The following is a 23798-nucleotide window of genomic DNA, read 5'->3' as shown; positions in this document are numbered from 1 at the left end:
CATCCCGCTCCCGGTTAATCGCATCAAAAGATTATTTTGCGTGAGCGACGCGTGAGGTCAGACCCGGCATATTGAAGCATTCTGCTTCATTCTGGATTATGTCCTTAATTTTGTTCACCACGTAACGCTCAGGCTCCACGCCAAATGAACGCAAGTTGGCGAACAGGGTTTTCATCTCTTTGACGACATCCGGTTTTTCATAATTATAATGGCCGCTGAGTTCAAGAATCTCTTTCAGCAATTCCGGCTCATTAAAGATCTGTTCTTCTGACTTGTTTTTATGCTCATCGGTCATCCATTTTTCCCATTTGTGGCTCAGCACGCACTCACGGGTCAGCACACTTTTAAGATTAGAAGCGGTCTGGATAAAACCTTTGGCAGCCAGATCTTTTTCAACTTCGGCCAGTTTGAGATAGGCACGGGTTTCGATGGTGCCATACGCCGGGGCAACGTTCATCGCGGTGATCCCCAGGCCCGGGTGTTTCAGCAGGATGTCATCCGGCAGATAGTCACCGTTATGCTCTTTCAAACCCACACCGTAGCGGGTACTGATCGCCGAGAGTTCAGCCGATTGTGTTTCGTTGAAATGTCCGACATTTTTTGTCAGGCGAGTCAGCGTACCGGTCTGGCCGACGATAAATAACGGTTTTGGCAGGTCTGCGGCCAGCAGGCGTTTATTGAGTTCAACAATAAAGCCTTCATAAGCGCTGATATCGGTCAGGCCGCCATTGGTTTCTTCAGTGCCGACTTCATAGAAAAACTCTTTCAGGTTGTTGGCCTTACGGTATTCTTCACAGAAGCGAATCAGTTCAACCGTGCGGCTCAGAACCAGCTCGATATCAATCACTTTCCCCACGACATACGGGTCTTTGGTGGGGTCAATGTGCAGCAGGTCGAAACCGGCATCCATATCAATCTGATAGGAGCGGCGCGCCAGTTCCATGGCTTCTGCTTCCGGAATATGGTCTTTACGTTCTTTGTCACGCTGCCATGGGCCGCCGTGGTCACGGCAGAGGAAATAGTCGCCATCAAAACCGACTTTTTCTGCCATCGCTTTTAAATCTGCCGCAAAGCGGAACTGATCCCAGTTATTGACATAACCCGCACCAAATTCATCGGCATCGACCTGATTACGGCTGGCAATAAACATCAATGGCAGATCTTTTTCTTTACCCAGTTCAAAGCACGCCTGAATAAGCGCAGGTGACATGGGGCCGATACCCAGCATCGTTGATTTTCCACCGTTAACAATATAATCGACGTACTGTTTCATGGTATTTTTCATAATAACTCCTTACGCTTTATTTAAATCGGAAGTGACAGGTTTTTTAGCGGGTTCTTTTTTAACGACTTCGCTAATATTGGGTCGCAGAATATGCAGGCACACGGCGGTAATAATGACGCCGATGGCCATATCAATGACGTACCACATCGCGCCTTTATTCACGCCAGCGATGGCAATTAAGCCTCCGTGCGGGACCATCGATTCCACACCATGAATCATCGCCAGACCGGCACCCACGGCGCTGCCGATAATAATTGAGGGAAGAACGGTTTTGAGGTTTTTAACTGCAAAGGGAATAGCACCTTCGGTGATACCAATTAAGCCCATAAACGCCGCAGAGGTGCCCATGCGTCTTTCATCTTCAGCCCATTTACGGCGCGAAATAAACGTTGAAAGCGCAATGCCCAGCGGCGGAATGGCACAGGCGATACGATAGGCACCGTTCGGGCCATAAATCCCTTCGGCCATCAGCGCCAGGGTAAATGCCGTCGCGGTTTTATTCACCGGTCCGCCCATATCAAAGGCAGCCATTGCTCCGAGGATTAAACCCAGCACCAGGCCGCTGCCGCCCTGCATATTCGACAGCATCGCCACCAGCCATTTCATCGCCATACCGATGGGGCCAATCAGCACGTACAAATAAAGCATGCCGACCAGGCAGCTGGTCACGATAGGGATAATCAGGATCGGCATTACCGGCATCAGCACTTTGCCGACTTTCCAGGTCTTAACCCATTTCGCTACGTAGCCGCTCAGGATGCCGAGCAGCATTGCACCGAGAAATCCGGTGACCACATGCGCTTCGCCGAGCGGGGTGGCGGCCATAAATCCGGTGACTACGCCCGGGGTCAGACCCGGTTTGCCGGCAATGGAATAGGCAATATAAGCGGCGAGCACCGGGATCATCATGCCCAGCCCGGCGCTGCCGATAGCGCCAAGGTTTAGCAGGAATGGATTGGTGACGACAATGCCTTTGCCTGGCGTGGGTTCTCCACCCACCAGCGACAGCGCCAGACAGATCCCGCCGACCACCACCACAGGCATCATATAAGACACCCCGGTGCTGAATGCTTTGACTAAATCATCCTTAATGGTTTTCATCGTATCCGACATTTTTATTCCTCCCGATCGCCGCGATCTCAGTGCTATGGCCGAATAAATCCGCAGGCGTAATGGCCTGTACACAGAAATGACGGAGGTCACAGAAATTTATTTAACGTTGTAATGCACGCGGGTTTCTGCGAAAAATAAATACAATTTTACGCAGGATTATTGTGCAAGCTGTTCGGCTTTATTAATGATCGCCGCCGGATTACGAATAACCTCAGCCGGGTTTAATGAAATAATCCGGCCAGCGTCCTCTTTTTCTTCAAAGCGCTCCACGCCTTCAATACCGATGGCGACCGCCAGAATCACCACATCGGCTTCGGCGATTTCTTCTTCGCTTAATTCATTTTCAATTCCCATGCCGCCCTGGGTCTCGACTTTTACGTCATAACCTCTTTTTTTGCATTCCTGTTCAATGGCTTCCTGCGCCATGTAGGTATGCGCGATGCCTGTAATGCATGCTGCGACTCCGACGATTTTCATTACTGACTCCTGGTCTTTTATTTGTTTGGCTGATTATTTCAAGTGTTATTGCGTAATCCTGACTTTATACATCTAATGTTTTGGTCATCAGGTTGTAGAGTACGCTGACGTTATCGGCGTGTTTTATTTCATTGCGAAATTCCTCCTGCATAAGTTTTCTGGCAAGGATGGAGAAATACTTCATATGTTGATTAGGGTCGGCAGATTTATTCACCGTCAGCATAAAGACCGTCTCAACTTGCTGGTCACCCCAGATAATGGGTTTAGCAAGGGTGGCCATGCTGATGGTCGAATAACGGATATGATCAGATTTGGTGTGCGGAATGGCGAAACCATAGCCAACGGCGGTGGAGAAGGCGTCTTCCCTTGCCCAGATATCGTCACATAATGGTTCCCGGTTATTGGTGCGATGGTGCAGCCAGAGATTATCGGACATCATTTTGATGACCTCATTTTTATCACTGGCCTGCAAGCCGCAGAGAATAAATTCCGGTGCCAGGATCGGTTTGCTGCTGACCTGTTTGACATCGGGTGCTTGCAACGTCGCTTTGACCTCAGCGGAACGTTTGAGCGTGACGGCATGCTGCGCCAGCTGCTGGCATTTCGTGAAGTTCAGCTCGCGTAACGCGTGTTTGACGCCCGGAATGGCGGTACCGCTCATGCTGAGTTCGTCAAAGCCCATTCCGGTAAAAAGTGGCAGGAAGTCCTGGCTGGCTCCCAGTTCACCGCAGATGCCAATCCATTTACCGGCACGATGTACCTCTTCGGCGGCAAATTGCATGGCACGCAGGAAAGACGGGGCGTAGTTGTCATACACCTCGGCAACCCGGGAATTACCCCGGTCAGCGGCAAAAAAGTACTGCGTCAGATCATTGCTGCCGACGCTGAAAAAGTCGGCACAGGCGGCGATTTCAGGGATGGCGAAGATAACCGAAGGCACTTCCAGCATCACGCCTAATTCGATGCCATCGTTATAAGGCAACCCGGCGTTATCCATCTCCTGCATCACCGCAGCCAGCACCTCACGACACCAGATAACCTCATCGACGTTCGAGATCATCGGAATCATGATTTTGGCCGGTCCATGCGCAGAAGCGGTGAGGATCGCCTTCAGCTGCATGGCAAACAGATCCCGGTAAAGCCGATAGGTACGTACCGCGCGGAAGCCAAGAAAGGGATTCTCTTCGTCACCGATATTCAGGTAGTCCACCGGTTTATCGCCGCCGATATCGAAGGTACGAAAGATGACCGGTTTGCCCGCTGCGCACTTCATGACATCGGTGTAAAGCGTGGCCAGCTCGGCATAATCAGGCGGGGTTGCGCGGTCCATAAACGACATTTCGGTGCGAAACAGACCGATGCCTTCTGCGCCATTGTCAAACGCGGCAACCGCTTCTGCCAGGCTGGCGATATTGGCGGCAATCTCGATGCCGTGTCCGTCTGCGGTGACGGCGGGTTGGTGGACATTTGCCAGCATCTGCTGCTGCATTTGCTGTTGTACGGCAATCTCATGACGGTAATAACGCAGCACCCGCTCATCCGGGGCGGTGATCAGAATGCCCGGATTACCGTCAATAATAATATCCTGCTGCGGATCAAGGTTCAGCGTGGAAAAGTTGATATCTGTCAGCGTGGGAATACCCAGTGAACGCGCGAGGATCGCAGTATGCGAGGTTTTACCTGTCGAGGATAATACCAGGCCAGCCAGCCAGTTTTTGTTGATGCCAAGAAATTTGCTCGGCGTCAGGTTGTCGGCCAGAATAATCGACGGCGTTGTCAGTACCAGGTTATTTTGTGGTAACGCGTTAGCGCCATACAGGGTGATTAATAATTGGCTGGTAATATCCAGGACATCGAGGGTTCTTTCTCTGATATATTTGCTCGATGAGCGGTTAAGTATTTCACAGAACTCTATAGCGGCAAGTGTAATCGCTGACCATGCATTGTTGTCGTTATCAATAAAGCCAGTGATGGCGCTCTGGAAAGTGGCATCGGTGATAATCGATAAATGCGCCTGAATAATATCGTGCTCGACACCGCTGCTCGTCTCCAGAGCAGCAATCTTTTCTTTTTTCAGCGATTCCAGGCCGGTAATCACCGCCTCTTTTTCCTGTGCAGCGGTGCGTTCCTGTGCCGGAGTGCGTGCCAGTATCTCCTGCAATGTCAGGCTCTGGATAACCACCGGTTTGGCAATCGCCACACCGCCGCTGATGCGTGATCCCTGGATAAAACTCAGCTGTGTTTCCCGCAGGGAACGCGGCAGATAACCTGCTGGCGCTGCGGATTCCTCTTCCTGCGTCACTTCATAGGAAGGCAGTTTTTCCAGTAAAGCCGACAGCTGATTTGCGGCGTCACGTGCATCATCACCGCTGAGGGTAATTTCACAGCAATCATTTAATAAAGTATCGGTTGCGACAATCGAAAGGGCACTCTTTGCACTGCCTTCGAGGCCGGTACGGATATTTTTCCAGCGTACAGTAGATTGAAAGTAATTACAAAGACGCTCGATGTGGCCTGCCGGTCTGGCATGAATTCCGTCCTTAAGCTCACATTGATAGCTTATTAATTCTGACATAACCACTCCCAATAAATCGCTAAGTACAACGCTGATTAATTTTGCCAGGTCGATGTGACGTCCTGCATTTGATGTTTTATATCCTTCCGCGTTTCACCGAGAGATTGAATAGAAAAAATGTGCCCTTTACTTGAAAAAAGGCGTCCTGTTTTTGTTTTGTGAGCGTGGTCATAAATTAATTGTTGTTGCCTGAGGTGGTGCCGTAATTGCTATTAAAGCTTCATTTTTACTCTTTCATGGCTGGCGGATAGAGGGGTAAATAATAGACATATCTCTTTAATTCCCCTGATGGTGAATAATATGTATTTTCGTGGGCTGTTATTTGATTTGGATGGGACCTTAGTCAACTCACTTGATTTCGTCGAAGCGTCGTGGAGCGACTGGGCGAATAGAAAAGGTTTTAACGCTCTGGAGGTACGCAATTTCCTGCACGGTAAACCGGCCATCAGCACGCTGCGCCATTTTATGCCACAGGCCAGCGAGGTGGCTATCGGGCAGGAGTTCCTGGCGCTGGAAGATTATGAAGCCCGCAACACCGAGGGGATTACCCCGGTTGCTGGCGCAGCCGAATTCCTCACCCGGCTCAACGCACTGCATGTTCCCTGGGGAATTGTCACCTCTGGCTCGTTGCGGGTCGCTTCTGCACGTATTCACCAGGTCGGTTTTCCCTTCCCTGGCGTGCTGGTGACCAGTGAGGATATTCAGCATGGTAAACCCCATCCGGAGCCTTTTCTGCTAGGTGCGCAGAAACTCAATGTCTCCCCGTCCGATTGCATCGTTTTTGAGGATTCTGAGGCGGGTTTGCGCGCAGCCAGCGCGGCGGGGAGTGTGGTGGTGGAGGTCCTGACACCCCAGGCGAGCGTCCATGATATCGAGACTTACGCCAGCATCAGCCATTACCTCGACCTTGCGGTGACGCCTCAGCGCGGTGCCGATTTTTCTCTCAGGGTTAACCACTGAAGGAGAATATTGCCGGGTTCCACAAGCGGGTGTTCGCCCCGGTGGATATCGTCACGCATACCGATGCGATGATCGCGGTGATTGCCAGCGGCAAGGTGCATATCATTAGCCATCCCGGCAACCCGAAAGACTTTTATACACACCAGGTAATTTATTGATTTATAATGGCTTGTGTAATTGAGGCGTAAACTATATAGCTACCATCGTTTGTCATCGGCAATTCATTAATATTTTTGTACTATCCCATCTCATCAGTTATGATCGGTCACTCAATGAGCAACGAAGGATTGTAGCTATGGATACGACAGAAGCCCTCAAAGGGACTTACTTCTACGGTGGTATGACTAATTTGACACCACAACAACTATGGTGGGCCATCACTGTCGTAGTGGTTAGTGACTACCTTGAAATCTCAGTAGTAGATGCCTCTCTAATCATCTCAGGACAACCAATACTTGGAACCAGAGCAAAACCCGGCAATGCAACGCCAGGCACTTCTATTGCCTCCAAATACCTAAGTAAATGGTTGAACTATCAACTACCACGCGGCTATCGTCTTCCTACTCTCACTGGTAAATCAATCGCTTCTCTCAAATGGACGAGTACTAACAACCTGGGGCGTTTCGTTGGTCGTAATGTTCCCTGGCTTGGTTGGGTTCTTTCATTCATGACGATCTATCAGATTCAGGACGACATTAAATACACATACAACAAGATCGCCTTACCAAAAGATCGCATACAGTGGACGTACTTCTGATGAGAGATTACGAACAAGAGATCATCAACTTTATAGACGAAGGGTATAACACGAAAAAGTACTTCCTCTTTGGACCAAAGAAAGAGATCACCCTTGATATTAGTATCAGGGATGATCTGAAACTCGTTTATGAAGATAACGTAGAACTGATTGATGAGTATTTCAAACGTTGGAATGTTGACCGTGCGAACTTTGAAGTACTCGACTACTTCAATCCAGAGTTCTTAGGTTCGAAGGAACCAGACCCACACAAACCACTTACCCTGATGATGCTTGCAGAAAGTGCTAAAGCTGGTAAATGGTTATATGATTAACGAACTTCATGCCTGTACCATCATGGGAATGTTCTGCAAAACTTCCTGGTACAGGTGTTGAAGCCAAATATGATTTTCGAATTAATTGATAAAATTAATCATCAAGTACCACTACTTTATCTTTTGATAGCTTATCTACTTTTTAGATTAGCCCCTTAGATCACCAGACACTTCGACTCTCTTAAAATAAGAGATAGTCTTGGAACTATGTTTAACACCAGTCAGAATAATAAGATGGTTGAAGTGTTATCAGGACCGGAACGGCGTCGGCGCCGTACTCCGCAGGAAAAAACTGCCATTATTCAGCAGACTATGGAGCCGGGCATGACCGTGTCTCACGTCGCGCGGCTGCATGGTATCAATGCTAATCAGATCTTCAAGTGGCGCAGGCAATATGAAGACGGCTCACTGACCGCCGAGCGGATTCTTAATGCCTCGCCGTGGCGCGTGCTTGAATTTCTCGAACGTCACGGCGGTGGGAGGATTGCGGAGATTGATGCATTGCTAAAGCTCGATCACGTTGCCTCTGGGCAGACTGAGTGATTTACGGATGGCTGACACCACCTCAGCCGGTTTCAGCAGCAGGGAGTTGATGCAGATGTTCAGGATGCGGCAACCCTCAAAGCGCAATGCATTATCGATGGTGATATCAGAGGCAATAATGACCAGCTCGGCGTCGAGGATATTTTTCTCAGTGATCGGATTTTTTAATCCCAGTACGCCCTGAGTTTCTATTTTGATTGAAAAATTGTAGGTTTTCGCCAGCTTTTCCAGCTGCTCGGCGGCCATATAAGTATGTGCCACGCCGGTGGCGCAGGCGGTCACTGCCACGATATGCAGGTTGCGTTCGCTGGTAAAAGGCTGTACTTCATCTCTTGCTGTTCGGGCCATTATAAACTTACTCCCTTGTTCTTACGCCGGTACTCAAGCGGCGTACAGTCATTGATATCCCGGAACACCTTGCAGAAATAGTTGGTATCAGCAAAACCACACTTCTCTGAGACTTCATTGATTTTCAGGTTGGTGTTTGTCAGCAACGTTTTCGAACGTGAGATCCGGGCTAATTTGAGGTATTCATTAAATTTTACGTCTGACTCACGGGAAAAAAGGCGCGACAGATAGCCCGCTGAGATGTTGAAAGTCTCGGCAACGCTCTCCCGGCTAATATCTGTCTGGTAGTGGCTATCGATATGGCTTTTGATTTCATCAAGCAGGGAGAGCGGTTGTTTGTGATTATTCATACCGTCGGTGATTTGGTACAACAGATCATTCAGCAGCGCATAGACAATATGGGCAAAGGTTTCGCTGGTGTGGTTTTGCGTCCTGGCCAGGATCTCCGCCAGTTCAAGCAGGCGATCACGCACCGAGCTGATGGAGTTTTGCAGGTTAAATTTCTCCACCTCTTTGAACTGCGTCCCGTCCCAGTTGCTGATGCTGAACCCGACATCCTGCTTCCAGAAGACAATGGACATGCAGATCACCGGCTCCCCCCACAACGGCGAGTTCCAGCTATCGGCAGGAATATAGGTCACGGTGCCCACCGGACGCTGGCATTTGACGATCTTATCTTCCCCTTTGGGGAGCAGCATGGTGAGCGTTCCTTTTACTGTCAGCTCAATACGTGGCACATGCAGATGGTAAGCCATGATGGGGGCCAGCGCGTTGCCATTGGCGACCAGCACGCTTTCTGTGGTGGAGCACTGGATGCTGAATTCGCTCAAAATCGATTGTATAAATGCGCTCATAATCTGCCTTCCTTATGGCTGCGGTTTGACGACGCTTTTCAGTACCTTAACCGCGATGGCGGTGGTTAAGGTTCCGGCGGCTACCGCGACGATGTATCCCAGATGATTGCTCACCACCGGCAGGACGATCAGTCCGCCCCAGGGCGCAGCATTGGTCGCGCCAAACCACAGCGAGAGCACCGCCGCGACCGCGCTGCCGAGCATAATCGCCGGGATTACGCGTAAGGGATCGGCGGCGGCAAAAGGGATCGCCCCTTCGGTGATCCCCATAAAACCCATGATGACTGCCGGTTTACCCGCTTCCCGTTCGACATCATTAAAAATGCCTTTGAACATGAAGGTGGCGAGCGCCAGCCCGAGCGGTGGGGTGCAATCGGCGGCAGCGACAGCCGCCATCAATTGTGGATTGGTGGAGATAAGCGCGACGGCAAAGAAAAAAGCGGTTTTGTTCATCGGACCGCCCATATCGACGGCGATCATGCCACCCAGCACCGTACCGAGAATGATAAAAGAAGCCCCCTGCATATTGCCCAGCCAGACGCTCAGCCATTTCATCAGCCCGGCAACCGGGTCACCAATGATGTAATATACTGCCATCCCGGTGAGGAAAGTCCCGGCCAGCGGGATGATGAAGATCGGCAGTACCATCCTGATAAAATGGGGGATTTTCAGCCAGGCAATGATATTTAACAGGCACCAGACAATCAGCCCGGCAATGATACCCGCCAGCATTCCGCCTAAAAACCCGGCACCCATCTGATATGCCATCAGGCCGCCAATGGCTCCGGGGGCAATGCCGGGCTTATCCACCATCGAGTAGGCGATAAAACCAGCCAGAATCGGAATAAACAGGGTCAATCCCGCAAGGCCGATCTGCGACATCGCTTTGAGAAACCCGTGATCGGGCACTGCCGCCTGGCCGTTGAACATCACCGCCAGTGCCAGCAAAACCCCGCCAGCGACCACAAAGGGGATCATGTAGGACACACCGGTCATAAAATGACGTTTGGTATTTTTTAATAGTTTTAACATACCCGCCTCATAACATAATTCGGCTACTCGCAAGATAAGGCTCTGATTATCAGGTCACAGAGCGCTTCGGGTGTAGCAACACTCTGTGCTTTGGCGACAAACTCTTCATTCATCAGCATCCGTGCCAGCGTTGAAAAATATTTCATATGTTCGTTTTCCGCCGCTGCCTGGCTGATCGTCAGCATAAAGACTTTATTCACGGGTACGCCGCCCCAGGATACCGGTTGCCGGAGCGTGGCGACGCTGATGGTGGAATCATGGATGGCATCCGTGCGTGCGTGAGGGATGGCAAAACCGGAACCGGCAACGGTAGGAAAGGGGAGCTCTCTGGCCCAGATATCCTGACACAACTTGTCCCGACAGTCGGTGCGCTGGTGCAGCCAGAGATTGTCGACCATTTTTTTGATCACTTCGTTTTTATCTGCCGCATCCAGTTCCCACAGAATGGTTTCCGGTGTCAGCAATGGCTTGCCAGTGTGGGATTTCGTTGCCGCGGATTGCAGCAGCGCGGCGGCCTGTGCAGAGTAGTGAGTCAGACTTATCTGTCGCGCCAGCGCCTGACAATGCGTGAAGTTTAACGATTTCAACGCATGTTTTACGGCGGGAATGGCGCTGGCGCTCATGCTCAGTTCATCAAACCCCATACCCACTAATAGCGGGAGCAGAGCGTCATCCGTCGCGAGCTCACCACAAAGGGCGATGCGTTTGCCTGCGCGGTGAACGTCAGTGACGGCCTGATGCATAGCACGTAAAAAAGCCGGGGCATAGTTGTCATACACTTCGCTGACCCGCGGATTACCCCGGTCAGCAGCAAAAAAATACTGCGCCAGATCGTTACTGCCAAGGCTGAAGAAATCGACCTGTTCGGCCATGCCCGCGATGGCAAACAGCACGGCAGGAACCTCAAGCATGATCCCCAATTCGATCTCATGATCGAAAGGAAGTCCTTCATTGCGCATTTCCTGTTTGACGGATGCCAATACTTCCCGGCACCAGAGCACTTCTTCAATGCGTGCGATCATCGGCAGCAGAATTTTGGCCTTCCCGTGAGCGGAAGCGCTAAGGATGGCTTTTAGCTGCATGGCAAACAGCTGGCGGTGTTGCGGATAGCTGCGCACGGCGCGATAACCCAGCGCGGGGTTATCCTCTCTGCCGGAAGCCAGCCAGGCCACGGGTTTATCGCCGCCGATATCAAAGGTGCGAAATACCACGGTTTTTCCCGCCGCGAGGGTTACCACCGAGTGATAAAGCGCCTCCAGTTCCGGGTAGTCGGGCGGGGTTTGCCGCGCCATAAACGCCATTTCGCTACGAAACAGACCAATACCTTCCGCCCCGTTAGCAAAAGCCGTTTGTGCTTCTTCGACGCTGGCGCTGTTGGCGGCGATGCTGATGTGATGCCCGTCAGCCGTGACGGAGGGAAGCAGGGCAAATTCCTGCAACTTTTGCCGCATCTGCTGTTGTACATTCATTTCATGGCGGTAATAGCGGCGGATTTTTTCATCCAGCGCGGTAACCAGGATGCCCTGATCACCATCGAGAACGATATCCTGCCGGGGGGAAAGGGTGAGGGTGGCAAAATCAATATCGGCAAGAGCAGGGATGCCCAGTGAGCGTGCCAGAATCGCCGTATGTGATGTCGCCCCGGTTGATGACAATACCAGCCCGGCAAGGTGCGTTTTGTTGATAGCCAGAAACTGGCTTGGGGTGAGCGAACTGGCGAAAACAATCACCGGTACATCTGGCAGCAGAAGGTTTTGGGCCAGTGACTGTTCGCCATAGATCCCGGTCAGCAACTGGGTCGCGATATCCAGCAGATCCAGGGTTCTTTCCTGAATGTAATGGCTGGAGGATCGTTCGAGTATGGCGCTGAAATCTATAGCTGACCTGACGATAGCCGACCACGCATTGGTGTGGTCATCAAGATAACCGATCATCCTTTCCTGAAAGGCACTATCGGTAATAAAGGATAAGTGCGCTTCAATCAGGTCGTATTCAATACCGTCAGCTTTATCCAGCGCGGCCATTTTGGCGATGCGCAGATCGTCCAACCCTTTGGTCAGACGCTGTTTTTCGCTTTCCGGATTGAAAGGGGCTGCGGGGCTGCGCACCAGCAACTCAGTAAAGGTCACGCCTGTCATAAAGAAGGGTTTGGCGACCGCAATTCCCGCACTGATGCGAATTCCGCAAAGATACTGAGGATGTAACTCGTGTAAACAGCGGGGAAGGGAACCGGCGACTAACCCGTTCCCGGACTCCTGTTCGAGGTTGAACGCCGACAGGCGATAGAGCAACCCCTGGAGCGCGGCCGCGGCGGCTGGTGCATCAGGTCCGCTCAACGTGATCCGGCAGTTATCGTCCAGCAATGTATCGGTGGCGACCAGAGAGAGCGCACTTTTTGCGTTCGCTTCCAGCTGTGTTCGGGTGTTTTGCCACACAATGTCGGCCTGGAAGCTGTTGCACAGGCGTGCGATATGTCCGGCGGGTCTGGCGTGGATCCCCTCGTTCAGTTCGCATTGCCAGGTGATGTCCATGACCATTTTGACTCCTGAAGCGTAATCCTGGGATCGGTATCTCCCTCGTGGGCGGTATCTTTCACCGTTTGCCTGAGTGCAGATATAGTAAAAAAGAAACCTTTTCTGGAAAATAGTGACCTGATTATGAATTTGTGACAGTTGTCATATTTAATGGATGTTTATGTATTCCTATTATTTTGTTTTTATTATCAATAATTTTTTCGAGGCAGAAGGAAAGGTATGAGGGGTAGGTCACAATTTTTAAGAAGTGATGGTGGCGCAGATGGAATGACGCCTCCTGAGTTTATTTTATCTGAAACTCCACTGCACAGTGATGACAAACACGCTGGGGATAATGATGCCGGTTTCGATACCGAAATAACTGGTGAAATTGTATTGAAAGCCATGATAGATATAGGGAGAGAAGCCGATCCCGGTGGCCTTTTTGAAATCATGATAGGAACCGTGATCGCCACAGTTTTTGAATGCATCGAAGAAAAACTCGCCGGTATAGCCATATACCCCTTTGAAAACCCAGCCATTATCCCAGTCTTTCCAGTCTCTCCTCACACCCATCGCCAGACAGCGGTCATCGAAGCTGTTTTTCATCGTTCCGATGAGAATACTGTATTTTGAGTCTTCAGAAAGTTTGCGTTCGACAGAGAAGAAATTGTTTTCGAAGTTCTCGGTGTATTGCCCATGATTTCCCGTCAGATGGTAAACAAAGGAACCGGTATTGACAGAATAGAGATTTATCTCGCTGGCCTGGCTCATGAAAGCCATAACCAATAAAGAAAGTACCAGGTACTGGTTTATTGTCTTAAGCATTTTGATGTCCGATTTAATTATGGTTGTCAGAACGCAGCACGAGAAAATTAAGACAAAATAAGGCAGGAAAAGTGACAGGGTACCTTCCCTTAGTGCAGAGAGAGGTCTGGCGTGGTCGCGAAGGAATACAAGACAACGTTGTGAATGGCGACATGTATTAGAACCTTATACTGACTGAAAATGCCATAAGAACAATGCATTACAGTGTCTGTGCCACAGCCCCAGAGTTTTACGTTTATGTGTGGGACTACCGTAAACAAGCATAGCCTAATTTTTCTACTGCGCCGTGTCGCTCTCTGGTCATAACATCGGCCATGTGGAGTCAGGTCAACTTTTGATACTCTCTTCGTTTCACCCTCGCTGGACACTTTCCTGCGTCAGGGAGCTGGTATTGGTTGGGTAAATGCTGTTGACACACTTTGCACTTATTTTTCGCCGACTGATGCTTATAAAGTATTTGAGCGCCGGGATGAAAGCGGAACCTGGGTCATGGTTACAGCATGAATTATGAAGAGGATGTTATGAACACCAGTAATCTTTATCTATTACAACCGCTTGATGGCAGCATCATTAGGTTTAATCCTGAAACCGGGGAGCGTGTTTCGATCATTTCAGGCCTGCGATCTCATCCAGATGGTATTGCCGTTGATGTGAAAAATAAGAAGATTTATTGGACAAATATGGGGGAGAACAAGGAGCCTGAAACCCTGGAATTTTTCCAGGCAGATGGCAGTGTTGAGAGCGCGAACCTGGACGGTTCTGACCGTAAACGCTTAGTAGAAAATGGGCTTTTCGTGACGGGTAAGCAACTTATCCATGATAGTGAAAATGGGTATCTTTACTGGTGCGATCGCGAGGGGATGCGTGTTTTTCGCTCGAAAGAAGAGGGTTCAGATCCGTCGGTACTCATTCAGACCGGTGTTTTTCCTCAGGATGCCAGAGACTATACGCGCCATTGTGTGGGAATCGCTATTGATTCAAAACAGGGTTTTCTCTACTGGACCCAAAAAGGGCCTTCAAAAGGTGGGAAGGGGCGCATTATGCGTGCATCGCTCACTCTCCCTGCAGGAAAAACGGCATCTACACGTCAGGATATCAAGCCGGTAATGGAAAATTTACCGGAACCGATTGATCTGGAATACGATTTTAGCAATAACCTGATGTATTGGACTGACAGAGGAGACAATCTGAAAGGGGGAAACACGTTAAACTGTGCGTCGGTACACAATGGCGAGTTTAGCCATCATCGTATCCTTGCTACGGGTTTAGACGAAGGTATTGGGTTGGCGTTAGATCATCATCGTGAGGTGATTTGGATTACCGACCTGGGCGGCAATTTATGGCAATACAAACTGAATTCAGATCAACCGCTTAAGCTTATCGCCAGCTTTGGGCCGCTGACCGGCATTGCTCTCGGCTGATTGGCTTCACATCCGGGTTCGACTCTGTCACTGAGCGGAATCGAACCTGTTAGCCTTTCCATCAGTGTCATTATTTAAAGAAAACGAAAAGATTATGCGAGATCATATCCCGCTCGTGGGATTAGGAATAATCTTACCTTTCGTTTCCTTTGGATTTGATCTTATGCTTTGCATTAATGCAGTTGGAGGTTGTAAGTACCTGATAAAAAGGGATTCAATACTTTATGTTAAAGGTGATGGCAACAAAAGCTACATCTACATCAATTACATGAAAGATCCCATTGTCAGTTCAACATCTTTTGACGAACTCGTCTCACAGATTGCCGTGCAGGGAAACGTTGTTGACTCAATGCTTCATCGCGAAAAAGTTACCGGAAAATATGAAGAGCCAATACAACTTGTGCACAGCCATCGAAATTGACAGAGGTCACAAGGCATGGCGTTAAATGTAAGATGAACCCGCCTTAAAGAAAACAAAGCACTCAGGAATGGCTTAGCCAATGAGTGCTCTGGCTTTAGCTCTTATATCTGAAAGCTCCGAAGCGGTGACTGTTCCTTTCTTTGTCACTTTTCTGACTCTCCAGTCAACACACGTAATCTGGTCTGCCAACGCAACGCACTCACGATTGCCTGAAAGCTCAACCATGAGGTGTTTTTATATAAAAATCAAAATGTTATAAAAATACGCGTAACGTGAATTATGTTAAATTAACTATCCCATTCATTCCGGAATACCACCTCTCCCGTAACGGCGCGAAAACCCCGGCGATTGCAGCTGCCTGCATGATTTCCTGCAGCGTACTCTTTATCGAAATCATTGCTCGTTGCGCATCACGCAATGATTATTTATAATAACATCGTGCAAAAAATCAGGAAAAGAGAAGTGATAAAAACTTGGAAACATAAGGGATTACAACAACTTTTTATGACAGGCAATCCAAAAGGAGTATTAAGCGATAAGAAAGATGTGGAACGGATACGGCAACGTCTTTATGTAATCGATAACGCCGATACACTGGATGAGATCGCAGCTTTTTCTCAGTATAAGTTTCACCCACTGACGGGGAACCGAAAAGGAACATATTCAGTTACCGTTCGAGCAAACTGGCGAATCACGTTCGAATTCAAGGACGGTGACGCATACATTTTAGATCTAGAGGATTACCACTGATGACTATGTTTAACCCTCCACATCCTGGCGGCATTATCGCTGAGTCATTGGAAGATTTAGCGTTATCAATTAATACAGCTGCACGTGCGCTGGGTGTTGCACCCTCAACCCTTTCACGTGTTTTGCGTGGAGAGACGGCGATAAGCCCTGAAATGGCTGTGAAGCTCGAAGCTGCCGGAATTGGCACTGCCCGACACTGGCTTGCGATGCAATCAGGCTATGATCTGTGGCATGCTCAGCAGGATACTGATGTCAGCGCCATTAAAACATTGTATATAGCTCCTGACAGGTCAGCACAACATACCTGAAAGCATGTCTCCCGTAGCGGCGCGATTTATCGCGCATCTTCCAGCCCTGATGATGGAAAACCCGCGCGATAAATCGCGCCGCTACTGGTCAGTTAATCAGGAATATATATTCCACGCGGCTTCCATGGCTTTCCCCTGCACAGTTTTATAGCCATAACGGTTGATGGTCGCTTCCAGTGCCGCGAGGGTTTGCAGTACGCAGTCCTTGCGCGCGTTGTAGCCCATGGTGCCGATACGCCACATTTTGCCTTTTAATGGGCCGAATGAGGTGCCGATTTCGATGCCAAAATCGTTAAGCATACATTCACGGATTTGCTGGTCATGCAGGCAATCAGGAATGTTAATACCCATCACATTATTCATTTTATGCTGAGGATCACCGAACACTTCCAGCCCCATCGCTTCAACTCCGGCACGTAACGCATTGCCATGCAGTGCATGTCGGGCGATACCTGCATCAAGGCCTTCCTGCACAATCAGGCGGGCGCACTCACGCGCACCATACAGCGCTGATGTCGCCTCGGTATGGTGGTTAAGCCGTTCACTCCCCCAGTAATCCATGATCATGGCGAGATCGAAATAATTGGAAGAGATGATGGGTTCGTCGCCATCATGATGTCGGGTATCGCGAATGCCTTCTTCAACGTGACGACGTCGCTGGATGTAGTCGGCCATCGGCTCACTCAGTGTCACCGGCGAGGTGCCGGCGGATCCGCCGAGGCATTTTTGCATCCCGGCGGAAACAGCATCTAAACCCCATGCATCTGTTTCGAGGGCATTGCCGCCAAGGGTGGCAGTGGCATCGGTATAAAACAGCACGCCATAACGCTGACAAATTGCCCCCAACTCTTCCAGCGGTTGTCGCATGGTGGTCGATGTATCGCCATGCACGGTTAACAACATGGCTGGCCGGACGCGCTTGATGGCATCTTCGATCTGGTCTGGGGTAAACACCGTACCCCATGGCGTTTCAATGGTATGGACCTCCGCCTGGCAACGACGGGCAATTTCACACAATAAATGCCCAAAGCGACCGAAAACCGGCACCAGAACTTTATCTCCTGGCCGAATGGCCGACACCAGAATCGCCTCAATGCCCGCACGTGAAGTCCCATCAACCAACAAGGTCCAGGGGTTTGTGGTGCGGAACACGGAACGATACAACATCATGACTTCGTTCATATATGCCGTCATCGCCGGGTCGTACTGCCCAATCAGTTGTGCTGACATCGCCCGTAATACGCGGGGATCAGCATTAATTGGGCCTGGCCCCATTAACAGGCGCTGCGGGGGATTTATCTGGCCGAAAACTTGCTTGTTCAAAGAAAATTCCTGCTGTTAGTGACGTAATATTTTGCTGACAAACTGGCGGGTACGCTCATGAGTCGGGGCATCAAACACCTGTTGTGGTGAACCTGTTTCCACCACCTGGCCATCTGCCATAAACACCACCTTCGACGACACCTCACGGACAAAACTCATCTCATGAGAAACGATAAACATGGTGATCCCTTCAGAGGCCAGCTCGCGGATAGTATCCAGCACCTCGTTGACCATCTCAGGGTCAAGTGCCGCCGTAACTTCATCCAGCAACAGAATGGTCGGCTTTAGCGCCAGTGCGCGGGCAATCGCCACACGTTGCTGTTGTCCGCCGGAGAGCTGATCAGGATAAGCATTGATGCGATGTGACAGCCCCACTCGTTCCAGCAGACGCCGTGCATCCTGCTCCACTTCCTTTTTTGACCAGCCTTTAATTTTGGTGGGTGTGATCATCACGTTTTCCAGCACTGTCATATTCTGGAACAGGTTGTATTGCTGGAAGACGATAGCAATGGACTCTCGCAGCTGACGTAACTCGTTTTTATTGGTGTAATTCACCGCGCTGTTTTCCAGCAAAACCTGCCCTTCTTTCGGTAGCAGCAATCCCATCAGCACGCGCAGCAAGGTACTTTTGCCAGAACCAGAAGGTCCGATCAGGCTGACGATGTCGCCCTTCTCCACCGATAAAGTGACATTTTCCAGCACGGGCTGGTCGTTATAGGCGGCTTTTAAATTAATGATGTCGAGCTGTGGCAATTTTTCTCTCCAGACGCTTACCGAGACGCGATAACGGATAAGACACAATGAAATAAAGCATGAGGACAACGGCATAGACCAGCGTGGCCGAGTAACCTTTATCAGAAAGGATTTTGCTGGCGGAGGTGAGTTCCATCACACCAATCTGCGAGGCAAGCGTCGTGTCTTTGATGTACATAACGAAGAAACTGAAGGTTGGCGGAATCACCACCGTCAGGGATTGCGGAATGATCACGTAACGCAATGTCTGTAAATAGGAAAAATTCAGCGTTACCGCCGCTTCCCACTGGTTATGATGTACGGATTCCAATCCACTGCGGATGATCTCCCCTAAGTAGGCAGCGGCGATAATGCATACGCTGATCAACGCCACGGTGAAGGTGGAAAAACGCAGCCCGGAATATTGGCTGATAAAAAACACCAGAAATAACGTCACCAGAAAGGGAATGCGCCGGAAAATAAAGAAATAAACATGTACCACTCCGCGCAGCGGTGACAGCAGCGGCGCTTTGGTATTGATGGTCACTGCCAGCACGAAGCCCGCAAGAAAACCAATCAGGCAACCAAACGCCGACAGCGCCAGCGTGATCCCCAGCCCCTGCAATAACAACAACAGGTTGTAATATGAGAACAACCCTGTAATTTCCGACCAGTCGAAGTAACTCATCAAAATACCCCCGTCCTGGCGCGAAACAGAAATCGTCCCATAATGGCCAGAGCAAAGGTGGCGAGGATGGTGATAGCGATATAAATAACGGCAGCCACGGAGAAGGATTCCACCGACAAATAAGTTTGTGAACTCAGGTTATAGGTGCGACCGGTGAGTTCTTCGACGCCAAACATTGAAGCCATCGAGGTACCCAGAGTCATAACAATGAACTGGTTCGAAAGGGGGCGAAACATCACCTTGATCACGTGCGGAAGAATGACGTAACGGATGATCTGGATACGTGAGAATCCCAGAACTTCTGCAGCTTCGATTTCCATGCGGCGTACAGAATCGAAACCTGCTCGCTGGATTTCACACAAATAGGCACCGGCGTTGAAAGTGGCACCGATCAGCACCGCCGTGAAGGGCGAAAGCAAAATACCGACTTCGGGCAGAGCAAAAAACAGAAAATAGATCTGCACCAGCTGAGGGGTATTGGTGGCAAAAATCACATACGCGTTAATAAATTTGCCTGCCAGTCTGGGGCCATAGCGCAGGATGCTGGTACAAATCATCGCAATAACCATACCAAAGGCGAAAGCCAGCACTGCCAGTTGCAGGCTAATCCAGGCTCCGCCTAACAGGTAAGGCAGCTGATCAAGAATAGGGAAAAAATTCAGGTTCATCAGAACAATGCTCAATCACACATGGGCGCCCTGACCTTCCGGGCGCCCGATTTAGTCAGAACGAAAATCAGTATTTCGTTGGCGAGGCGGTGGGATCATGCAACATGGCGTGACCGAACCATTTCTTCCAGCTGGTGCCGATAAAGCCTGATTTATGCAGCGAGGCGATCTCGGTATTTAACTTCTCGCGCAGCGCTGTGTTGCCTTTGCTGACGGCGATACAGTCGTAATCCACCTCAATCGGATCATCCACGACGTGCCATTTGGTGGGGTATTTTTTGGTGTAATCCAGCATGAAATCGAGCACGTCAATCAGCGCATCGGCACGGCCCTGGGCAATGGCGCGAACGGCATCCGGGTAGTTATCGAGGATTAACAACTGTGCCTTGGGAATATTGTCCTGGATGTATTTGATTGGCGTGGTGCCGCGCACCTGCACCAGTTTCACGGACGGATCATTCAGATCCTGCCATTTTTTGTATGGCTTTTTATCGGTAGTGAGAATGCCCAGAACTTCGGTGTTGACCGGATCAGTGAAATCTACCACCTTCATGCGATCATCATTACGGGTCATCCCGCCCATCACCGCATCAATCTTGTCTGACATGATAAATGGCACACGGTCATTCGATCCTACCGCAACCAGTTCCAGTTTCACGCCCATTGAATCGGCAATTTTTTTCGCTACGGTCGCATCAAAACCTGAGATCTGATTTTTATCGTCATACACCCCTAACGGTGGGAGATTTGGATTCACGCCGACGATCAGCGTTTTGGATTTCATGATTTCATCCAGCGATCTGGCGTTAGCTGTTGCGGCACCAAATAGCGCGCTGGCAATACAACTCGCGATGACCATCTTTCCCAACATACTCATTTTACTCATTATTTAAATCCCCGTGTCGTCTGATTGCTTACCCTGGTGTTGGCAAATTACCAACGATATAAACTTCGTATGCTTTACATATACGATTGGTATACGATACCATGCCTTCCATCTTGTCAAGTCTCAATGAGCAGTTGTCGACCAAAAAGGGTGACTTTTATGCAGCACACTTCGGGGAAAAACGTCCGTTTCGTTTTTGACAATCAGGGATATATGGCATTAGCGGGCCAGAGTATTGCCGCCGCACTTTTTTCGAGTGGCGTCAAAACGTTGCGCTTCAGTCCTCACCAACATCAACCCAGAGGCATGTTTTGCCTGATGGGGTCGTGTCAGGAGTGCCTGGTCATGGTGGAGGGTAAGCGGGTATTAGCTTGCAAAACTGAGGCCAGTGCTGATCTGATTGTTCACTCTGTACCGGATATCGATCCTTATGAATCATTATGACCTGATCGTCCTGGGTGCCGGTCCAGCGGGTGTTTCTGCCGCACTGCTGGCATCAGCGAAAGGACTGCGTGTCGCGCTGTTCGATGAAAATTCCGCTGCCGGTGGCCAGGTTTATCGCGCACCGATCATGCCAGACGCAAAAATGGACGGCGCAGAATTCAGGGCCGGTGAAACCCTGCGTGATGAACTATCACGGAGCAACGTGTGCCTCTTTTTAGGGCATACCGTGTGGGCGGTAACCGGCGATTATCGTGTTGATGCGCTCGGGCCGGACGGTTCGATGTCCTGCACCACGACGGTGCTGCTGGTGGCGAATGGCACCACCGAACGTGTTGTCCCCTTCGAGGGCTGGACTCTGCCGGGGGTCATTGGCCTGGCCGCCGCCACGATTTTACTCAAATCGCAGCGCACCTTGCCGGGTAACACCACCCTGGTCGCCGGATGTGGGCCTTTGCTGGTGGCGGTGGCGGGTAATACCCTCAAAGCAGGCGGCAAGGTGATGGGGATTGTGGATATTGCGTCGCGGGGCGAGTGGTGCAGCACAGCCGCTACGTTGCTGGCCCGCCCGGCCATTTTCAAACAAAGCCTGAGTTATGGCCTGCCGATTTTGCGCGCCAGAGTCCCCATTTACTCACGCCATACCCTGGTGAAGGTCAGTGCGCAAGGCGATCAGTTACTGGCTGAACTCGCTCCGTGCGATGCTTCGGCGCGGCCCATCGCTGGCCCGACTAAACGGATTCTGGTGGATTGTGTTGCCGTGGGTCATGGCCTGACGCCCTCCTCCGACATTACGCGTCTGCTGCATGCAAAGCATGATTATTCCCGCGAAGCGGGAGGCTGGATTGCCCGGACGGATGAGAATGGCCAGACCAGCCGTGAACGGCTGTTTGTGGCCGGTGACAGCGCCGGTATTCGCGGTGCCGCTGCGGCCGTTGAATCAGGTAAGCGGGTCGGATTGGCCTGCGTGGCCATCATTCGCGGTGAAACGATGCCCGCACCTGAAGCAGAGAACCTGACCAAAGCCTGGCAGCATGCCGCCCGTTTCGGGCAGAAGATGGCCGCGATGATGGCGCTGCGTGAAGGACATGTTGAGAGCATCCCGCAGGATACCGTGGTGTGCCGCTGTGAAGACGTGACGCGGGCGGAAATTGAACAGGCCTGCGAGGCTGGTGCGCGGGAGGTTAACCAGCTAAAAGCCTGGACGCGCTGTGGCATGGGACCCTGCCAGGGGCGCACCTGTGGTGACATTGCTGCCGAACTGCTGGCAAACAAACAGGGTGTTTCGCGTGAATCTGTCGGGATCTTCTCTCCCCGTACTCCTCTTCGTCCTCTCACCATCAGCGATATGACCGGTGACTACGACTATGCAGACATTCCAATTCCCAAGGCGGCCCCCCTGTGAGTGTACTTAACGCTTCATCACGCTTTGATGTGTGCATCGTGGGTGGCGGCGTTATGGGCTGCTCCACCGCGCTGTTTCTGGCCAAAGCCGGGATGCGCGTGGTGGTTCTGGAACGCAATGCCCTGTGCCGCAGCGCATCCGGCGTTAATGCCGGGACCTTAACGCTGCACATGACCCGCGCGGCACTGGTGCCCTACGCCATAAAGGCCTGGGAAATGTGGATGCAGCCAGAAACCTGGCTGGGACAGGGCGTACTGGCGACCCATGCGCCCGGTTTATCTCTCGCCTTTACCGATGCCGAAGTGGCAATCCTGGAAGAACGTGCCGCCGCGCGGCGTGAATATGGCGCAGATATCTCGATAATCTCCCCGCAGGCGGCGATGAGGATCGATCCAGGTATCAATGGCTCCATCAAGGCGGCAGCCTTCTGTGAAATAGACGGTTTCGCCAGCGCCTATCTGACTGGCCGTGCGTTTCATGCGGCATTACGCGCAGCCGGAGTGACCATCATGGAACAATTCCCGGTTGGACATATTGAACGACAAAGCGCGGGTTATCGCATTGCAAGCGAAGATCGTAGTCAGTCTGTTGAGTCCTCCCGGCTGGTGCTGGCGGGTGGTGTCTGGCTGGAGCCGATGCTGAAGATGGTCGGCATGACTATTCCGGTGAAAACGCTGATCAACCAACTGATTGTCACCGAAAGAATGCCGCCGGTGATGCGTTCGGTCCTGAGCATCGCCAATGGCCTGCTCTCCATGAAGCAGTTTGCCAATGGCACCGTGGTGATTGGCGGTGGCTGGCAGGGCATCGGTTCACGTGAACTGGGCGGCAGAGAAACGATTCCCGAGAACCTGATCGGTAACCTGCGGCTGGGACAGCATGCAGTGCCGGCGCTGGCCTCCGCCCGCGTCGCCCGTATCTGGCTCGGTCTTGAGTCCGAAACCGCGGATGCGATGCCGATGATTGGGCCAGTGCCGCAACACCCGGATCTCTACGTTATCGGATGCGTCCACTCCGGCTATACCAGCGGCCCTTATATGGGCAAGTTGCTGGCTCAGCAGATTTTAGGCCAGCAACCGGAAATGCCCCTTTTCGACCCCTCACGACTGCTATCCATTGAAAACAACGCGGTCGCTTCCTTTTCCAGAGGCTAATA

Annotated in this window: 24 protein-coding genes and 2 pseudogenes; 12 read left to right on the top strand and 14 right to left on the bottom strand. The window is 50.9% G+C overall.

All coding sequences use genetic code 11. The features are described 5' to 3' along the window. Positions 1 to 31 precede the first annotated feature (31 nt). The 4 genes from CUN67_RS24125 to ptsP (CUN67_RS24110) form a co-directional block, all read right to left on the bottom strand. Positions 32 to 1285, bottom strand: a complete 1254-nt coding sequence (locus CUN67_RS24125; protein WP_208718014.1) for a class II D-tagatose-bisphosphate aldolase non-catalytic subunit — start codon at positions 1283 to 1285, stop codon at positions 32 to 34. Between the two features lie 9 nt (positions 1286 to 1294). Further along, positions 1295 to 2398: a PTS fructose transporter subunit IIC gene (locus tag CUN67_RS24120; RefSeq protein WP_208718013.1), complete on the bottom strand. Its 1104-nt coding sequence runs from the start codon at positions 2396 to 2398 to the stop codon at positions 1295 to 1297. Positions 2399 to 2554: 156 nt separating this feature from the next. Then, positions 2555 to 2875: a PTS fructose transporter subunit IIB gene (locus tag CUN67_RS24115; RefSeq protein WP_208718012.1), complete on the bottom strand. Its 321-nt coding sequence runs from the start codon at positions 2873 to 2875 to the stop codon at positions 2555 to 2557. A gap of 64 nt (positions 2876 to 2939) precedes the next feature. Further along, positions 2940 to 5450, bottom strand: a complete 2511-nt coding sequence (gene ptsP / locus CUN67_RS24110) for a phosphoenolpyruvate--protein phosphotransferase (protein WP_208718011.1) — start codon at positions 5448 to 5450, stop codon at positions 2940 to 2942. A gap of 300 nt (positions 5451 to 5750) precedes the next feature. Here ptsP (CUN67_RS24110) and CUN67_RS24105 point away from each other — a divergent pair, with 300 nt between their 5' ends. From CUN67_RS24105 to CUN67_RS24085, 5 genes and pseudogenes are all read left to right on the top strand, one after another. Beyond that, positions 5751 to 6410 carry an HAD-IA family hydrolase gene (locus CUN67_RS24105; RefSeq protein WP_208718010.1) on the top strand — a complete coding sequence of 220 codons (660 nt, stop codon included), beginning with the start codon at positions 5751 to 5753 and terminating at the stop codon, positions 6408 to 6410. An 8-nt stretch (positions 6411 to 6418) separates the two neighbouring features. Continuing rightward, positions 6419 to 6538: pseudogene (locus tag CUN67_RS24100) on the top strand (phosphatase); the annotation flags it as partial. Positions 6539 to 6705: 167 nt separating this feature from the next. Then, positions 6706 to 7167, top strand: a complete 462-nt coding sequence (locus CUN67_RS24095; RefSeq protein WP_208718009.1) for an STM2901 family protein — start codon at positions 6706 to 6708, stop codon at positions 7165 to 7167. Next, entirely contained in the window at positions 7167 to 7481 is a 315-nt protein-coding gene (locus CUN67_RS24090; protein ID WP_208718008.1) for a DUF1493 family protein, read from the top strand. The genes CUN67_RS24095 and CUN67_RS24090 overlap by 1 nt, the downstream gene beginning before the upstream one ends. Before the next feature lie 234 nt (positions 7482 to 7715). Then, a pseudogene (locus tag CUN67_RS24085) lies at positions 7716 to 7898 on the top strand (transposase); the annotation flags it as partial. An 87-nt stretch (positions 7899 to 7985) separates the two neighbouring features. Here CUN67_RS24085 and CUN67_RS24080 read toward each other — a convergent pair. From CUN67_RS24080 to CUN67_RS24060, 5 genes are all read right to left on the bottom strand, one after another. Then, on the bottom strand, positions 7986 to 8372 hold the full coding sequence (locus tag CUN67_RS24080) for a PTS fructose transporter subunit IIB (RefSeq protein WP_208718007.1): 387 nt from the start codon (positions 8370 to 8372) through the stop codon (positions 7986 to 7988). Then, positions 8372 to 9226 carry a helix-turn-helix domain-containing protein gene (locus CUN67_RS24075; protein WP_208718006.1) on the bottom strand — a complete coding sequence of 285 codons (855 nt, stop codon included), beginning with the start codon at positions 9224 to 9226 and terminating at the stop codon, positions 8372 to 8374. The genes CUN67_RS24080 and CUN67_RS24075 overlap by 1 nt, the downstream gene beginning before the upstream one ends. A 12-nt stretch (positions 9227 to 9238) precedes the next feature. Then, positions 9239 to 10258: a PTS fructose transporter subunit IIC gene (locus tag CUN67_RS24070; protein WP_208718005.1), complete on the bottom strand. Its 1020-nt coding sequence runs from the start codon at positions 10256 to 10258 to the stop codon at positions 9239 to 9241. A 23-nt stretch (positions 10259 to 10281) separates the two neighbouring features. After that, complete coding sequence (gene ptsP / locus CUN67_RS24065; RefSeq protein WP_208718004.1) at positions 10282 to 12795, bottom strand: phosphoenolpyruvate--protein phosphotransferase; 2514 nt, start codon at positions 12793 to 12795, stop codon at positions 10282 to 10284. Positions 12796 to 13080: 285 nt separating this feature from the next. After that, positions 13081 to 13554, bottom strand: a complete 474-nt coding sequence (locus CUN67_RS24060; protein WP_208719460.1) for a hypothetical protein — start codon at positions 13552 to 13554, stop codon at positions 13081 to 13083. 545 nt (positions 13555 to 14099) lie between these two features. On the opposite strand from CUN67_RS24060, the gene CUN67_RS24055 reads away from it, so the two are divergent. The 4 genes from CUN67_RS24055 to CUN67_RS24040 all read left to right on the top strand — a co-directional run bounded on the left by CUN67_RS24055 (position 14100) and on the right by CUN67_RS24040 (position 16499). Continuing rightward, positions 14100 to 15020 (top strand): hypothetical protein, encoded by a 921-nt coding sequence (locus CUN67_RS24055; protein ID WP_208718003.1) that lies wholly within the window; start codon positions 14100 to 14102, stop codon positions 15018 to 15020. Positions 15021 to 15114: 94 nt separating this feature from the next. Further along, a complete protein-coding gene (locus tag CUN67_RS24050; protein WP_208718002.1) occupies positions 15115 to 15441 on the top strand; it encodes a hypothetical protein in 327 nt (108 codons plus the stop codon). Positions 15442 to 15903: 462 nt separating this feature from the next. Continuing rightward, positions 15904 to 16191 (top strand): type II toxin-antitoxin system RelE/ParE family toxin, encoded by a 288-nt coding sequence (locus CUN67_RS24045; protein ID WP_208718001.1) that lies wholly within the window; start codon positions 15904 to 15906, stop codon positions 16189 to 16191. Next, positions 16191 to 16499 carry a HigA family addiction module antitoxin gene (locus tag CUN67_RS24040; RefSeq protein WP_208718000.1) on the top strand — a complete coding sequence of 103 codons (309 nt, stop codon included), beginning with the start codon at positions 16191 to 16193 and terminating at the stop codon, positions 16497 to 16499. Before CUN67_RS24045 ends, CUN67_RS24040 begins: the two co-directional genes overlap by 1 nt. 96 nt (positions 16500 to 16595) lie before the next feature. On the opposite strand, the gene CUN67_RS24035 is transcribed toward CUN67_RS24040, so the two are convergent. The 5 genes from CUN67_RS24035 to CUN67_RS24015 all read right to left on the bottom strand — a co-directional run bounded on the left by CUN67_RS24035 (position 16596) and on the right by CUN67_RS24015 (position 20796). After that, positions 16596 to 17774: a pyridoxal-phosphate-dependent aminotransferase family protein gene (locus CUN67_RS24035; protein ID WP_208719458.1), complete on the bottom strand. Its 1179-nt coding sequence runs from the start codon at positions 17772 to 17774 to the stop codon at positions 16596 to 16598. Positions 17775 to 17837: 63 nt separating this feature from the next. Next, a complete protein-coding gene (locus tag CUN67_RS24030) occupies positions 17838 to 18575 on the bottom strand; it encodes an amino acid ABC transporter ATP-binding protein (protein ID WP_208717999.1) in 738 nt (245 codons plus the stop codon). After that, positions 18553 to 19242, bottom strand: coding sequence for an amino acid ABC transporter permease (locus CUN67_RS24025; protein WP_208717998.1), 690 nt, complete (start codon positions 19240 to 19242; stop codon positions 18553 to 18555). The genes CUN67_RS24030 and CUN67_RS24025 overlap by 23 nt, the downstream gene beginning before the upstream one ends. Further along, the gene (locus CUN67_RS24020) at positions 19242 to 19910 is read right to left on the bottom strand and encodes an amino acid ABC transporter permease (protein ID WP_084878969.1); all 669 of its coding nucleotides are present in this window, start codon (positions 19908 to 19910) and stop codon (positions 19242 to 19244) included. Before CUN67_RS24020 ends, CUN67_RS24025 begins: the two co-directional genes overlap by 1 nt. Positions 19911 to 19977: 67 nt before the next feature. Next, positions 19978 to 20796: a transporter substrate-binding domain-containing protein gene (locus CUN67_RS24015; protein ID WP_208717997.1), complete on the bottom strand. Its 819-nt coding sequence runs from the start codon at positions 20794 to 20796 to the stop codon at positions 19978 to 19980. Between the two features lie 159 nt (positions 20797 to 20955). Between CUN67_RS24015 and CUN67_RS24010 the strand changes: the two genes are divergently transcribed. Genes CUN67_RS24010 through CUN67_RS24000 form a run of 3 tightly spaced genes read left to right on the top strand, consistent with a single transcriptional unit; the run spans position 20956 to position 23796 of the window. Next, on the top strand, positions 20956 to 21240 hold the full coding sequence (locus CUN67_RS24010) for a (2Fe-2S)-binding protein (RefSeq protein ID WP_208717996.1): 285 nt from the start codon (positions 20956 to 20958) through the stop codon (positions 21238 to 21240). Next, the gene (locus CUN67_RS24005; RefSeq protein ID WP_208717995.1) at positions 21227 to 22642 is read left to right on the top strand and encodes an NAD(P)/FAD-dependent oxidoreductase; all 1416 of its coding nucleotides are present in this window, start codon (positions 21227 to 21229) and stop codon (positions 22640 to 22642) included. The genes CUN67_RS24010 and CUN67_RS24005 overlap by 14 nt, the downstream gene beginning before the upstream one ends. Further along, a complete protein-coding gene (locus CUN67_RS24000; RefSeq protein ID WP_302882667.1) occupies positions 22639 to 23796 on the top strand; it encodes an NAD(P)/FAD-dependent oxidoreductase in 1158 nt (385 codons plus the stop codon). The genes CUN67_RS24005 and CUN67_RS24000 overlap by 4 nt, the downstream gene beginning before the upstream one ends. Positions 23797 to 23798 lie beyond the last annotated feature (2 nt).

The organism is Pantoea cypripedii (assembly GCF_011395035.1).
In the GTDB taxonomy this organism is placed as follows: Bacteria; Pseudomonadota; Gammaproteobacteria; order Enterobacterales; family Enterobacteriaceae; genus Pantoea; species Pantoea cypripedii_A.
This window is presented reverse-complemented; position numbering and strand designations above follow the sequence as displayed.

Excerpts from the sequence above, each read along its gene's own strand:
- CUN67_RS24035 (WP_208719458.1), bottom strand. The coding sequence starts at position 17,774 with ATGGGGCCAGGCCCAATTAATGCTGATCCCCGCGTATTACGGGCGATG.
- CUN67_RS24115 (WP_208718012.1), bottom strand. The coding sequence starts at position 2,875 with ATGAAAATCGTCGGAGTCGCAGCATGCATTACAGGCATCGCGCATACC.
- CUN67_RS24125 (WP_208718014.1), bottom strand. The coding sequence starts at position 1,285 with ATGAAAAATACCATGAAACAGTACGTCGATTATATTGTTAACGGTGGA.
- ptsP (WP_208718011.1), bottom strand. The coding sequence starts at position 5,450 with ATGTCAGAATTAATAAGCTATCAATGTGAGCTTAAGGACGGAATTCAT.
- CUN67_RS24055 (WP_208718003.1), top strand. The coding sequence starts at position 14,100 with ATGAATTATGAAGAGGATGTTATGAACACCAGTAATCTTTATCTATTA.
- CUN67_RS24025 (WP_208717998.1), bottom strand. The coding sequence starts at position 19,242 with ATGAGTTACTTCGACTGGTCGGAAATTACAGGGTTGTTCTCATATTAC.
- CUN67_RS24010 (WP_208717996.1), top strand. The coding sequence starts at position 20,956 with ATGCAGCACACTTCGGGGAAAAACGTCCGTTTCGTTTTTGACAATCAG.
- CUN67_RS24040 (WP_208718000.1), top strand. The coding sequence starts at position 16,191 with ATGACTATGTTTAACCCTCCACATCCTGGCGGCATTATCGCTGAGTCA.
- ptsP (WP_208718004.1), bottom strand. The coding sequence starts at position 12,795 with ATGGTCATGGACATCACCTGGCAATGCGAACTGAACGAGGGGATCCAC.
- CUN67_RS24015 (WP_208717997.1), bottom strand. The coding sequence starts at position 20,796 with ATGAGTAAAATGAGTATGTTGGGAAAGATGGTCATCGCGAGTTGTATT.
- CUN67_RS24080 (WP_208718007.1), bottom strand. The coding sequence starts at position 8,372 with ATGGCCCGAACAGCAAGAGATGAAGTACAGCCTTTTACCAGCGAACGC.
- CUN67_RS24075 (WP_208718006.1), bottom strand. The coding sequence starts at position 9,226 with ATGAGCGCATTTATACAATCGATTTTGAGCGAATTCAGCATCCAGTGC.
- CUN67_RS24060 (WP_208719460.1), bottom strand. The coding sequence starts at position 13,554 with ATGGCTTTCATGAGCCAGGCCAGCGAGATAAATCTCTATTCTGTCAAT.
- CUN67_RS24095 (WP_208718009.1), top strand. The coding sequence starts at position 6,706 with ATGGATACGACAGAAGCCCTCAAAGGGACTTACTTCTACGGTGGTATG.
- CUN67_RS24050 (WP_208718002.1), top strand. The coding sequence starts at position 15,115 with ATGCGAGATCATATCCCGCTCGTGGGATTAGGAATAATCTTACCTTTC.
- CUN67_RS24120 (WP_208718013.1), bottom strand. The coding sequence starts at position 2,398 with ATGTCGGATACGATGAAAACCATTAAGGATGATTTAGTCAAAGCATTC.
- CUN67_RS24105 (WP_208718010.1), top strand. The coding sequence starts at position 5,751 with ATGTATTTTCGTGGGCTGTTATTTGATTTGGATGGGACCTTAGTCAAC.
- CUN67_RS24005 (WP_208717995.1), top strand. The coding sequence starts at position 21,227 with ATGAATCATTATGACCTGATCGTCCTGGGTGCCGGTCCAGCGGGTGTT.
- CUN67_RS24090 (WP_208718008.1), top strand. The coding sequence starts at position 7,167 with ATGAGAGATTACGAACAAGAGATCATCAACTTTATAGACGAAGGGTAT.
- CUN67_RS24020 (WP_084878969.1), bottom strand. The coding sequence starts at position 19,910 with ATGAACCTGAATTTTTTCCCTATTCTTGATCAGCTGCCTTACCTGTTA.
- CUN67_RS24070 (WP_208718005.1), bottom strand. The coding sequence starts at position 10,258 with ATGTTAAAACTATTAAAAAATACCAAACGTCATTTTATGACCGGTGTG.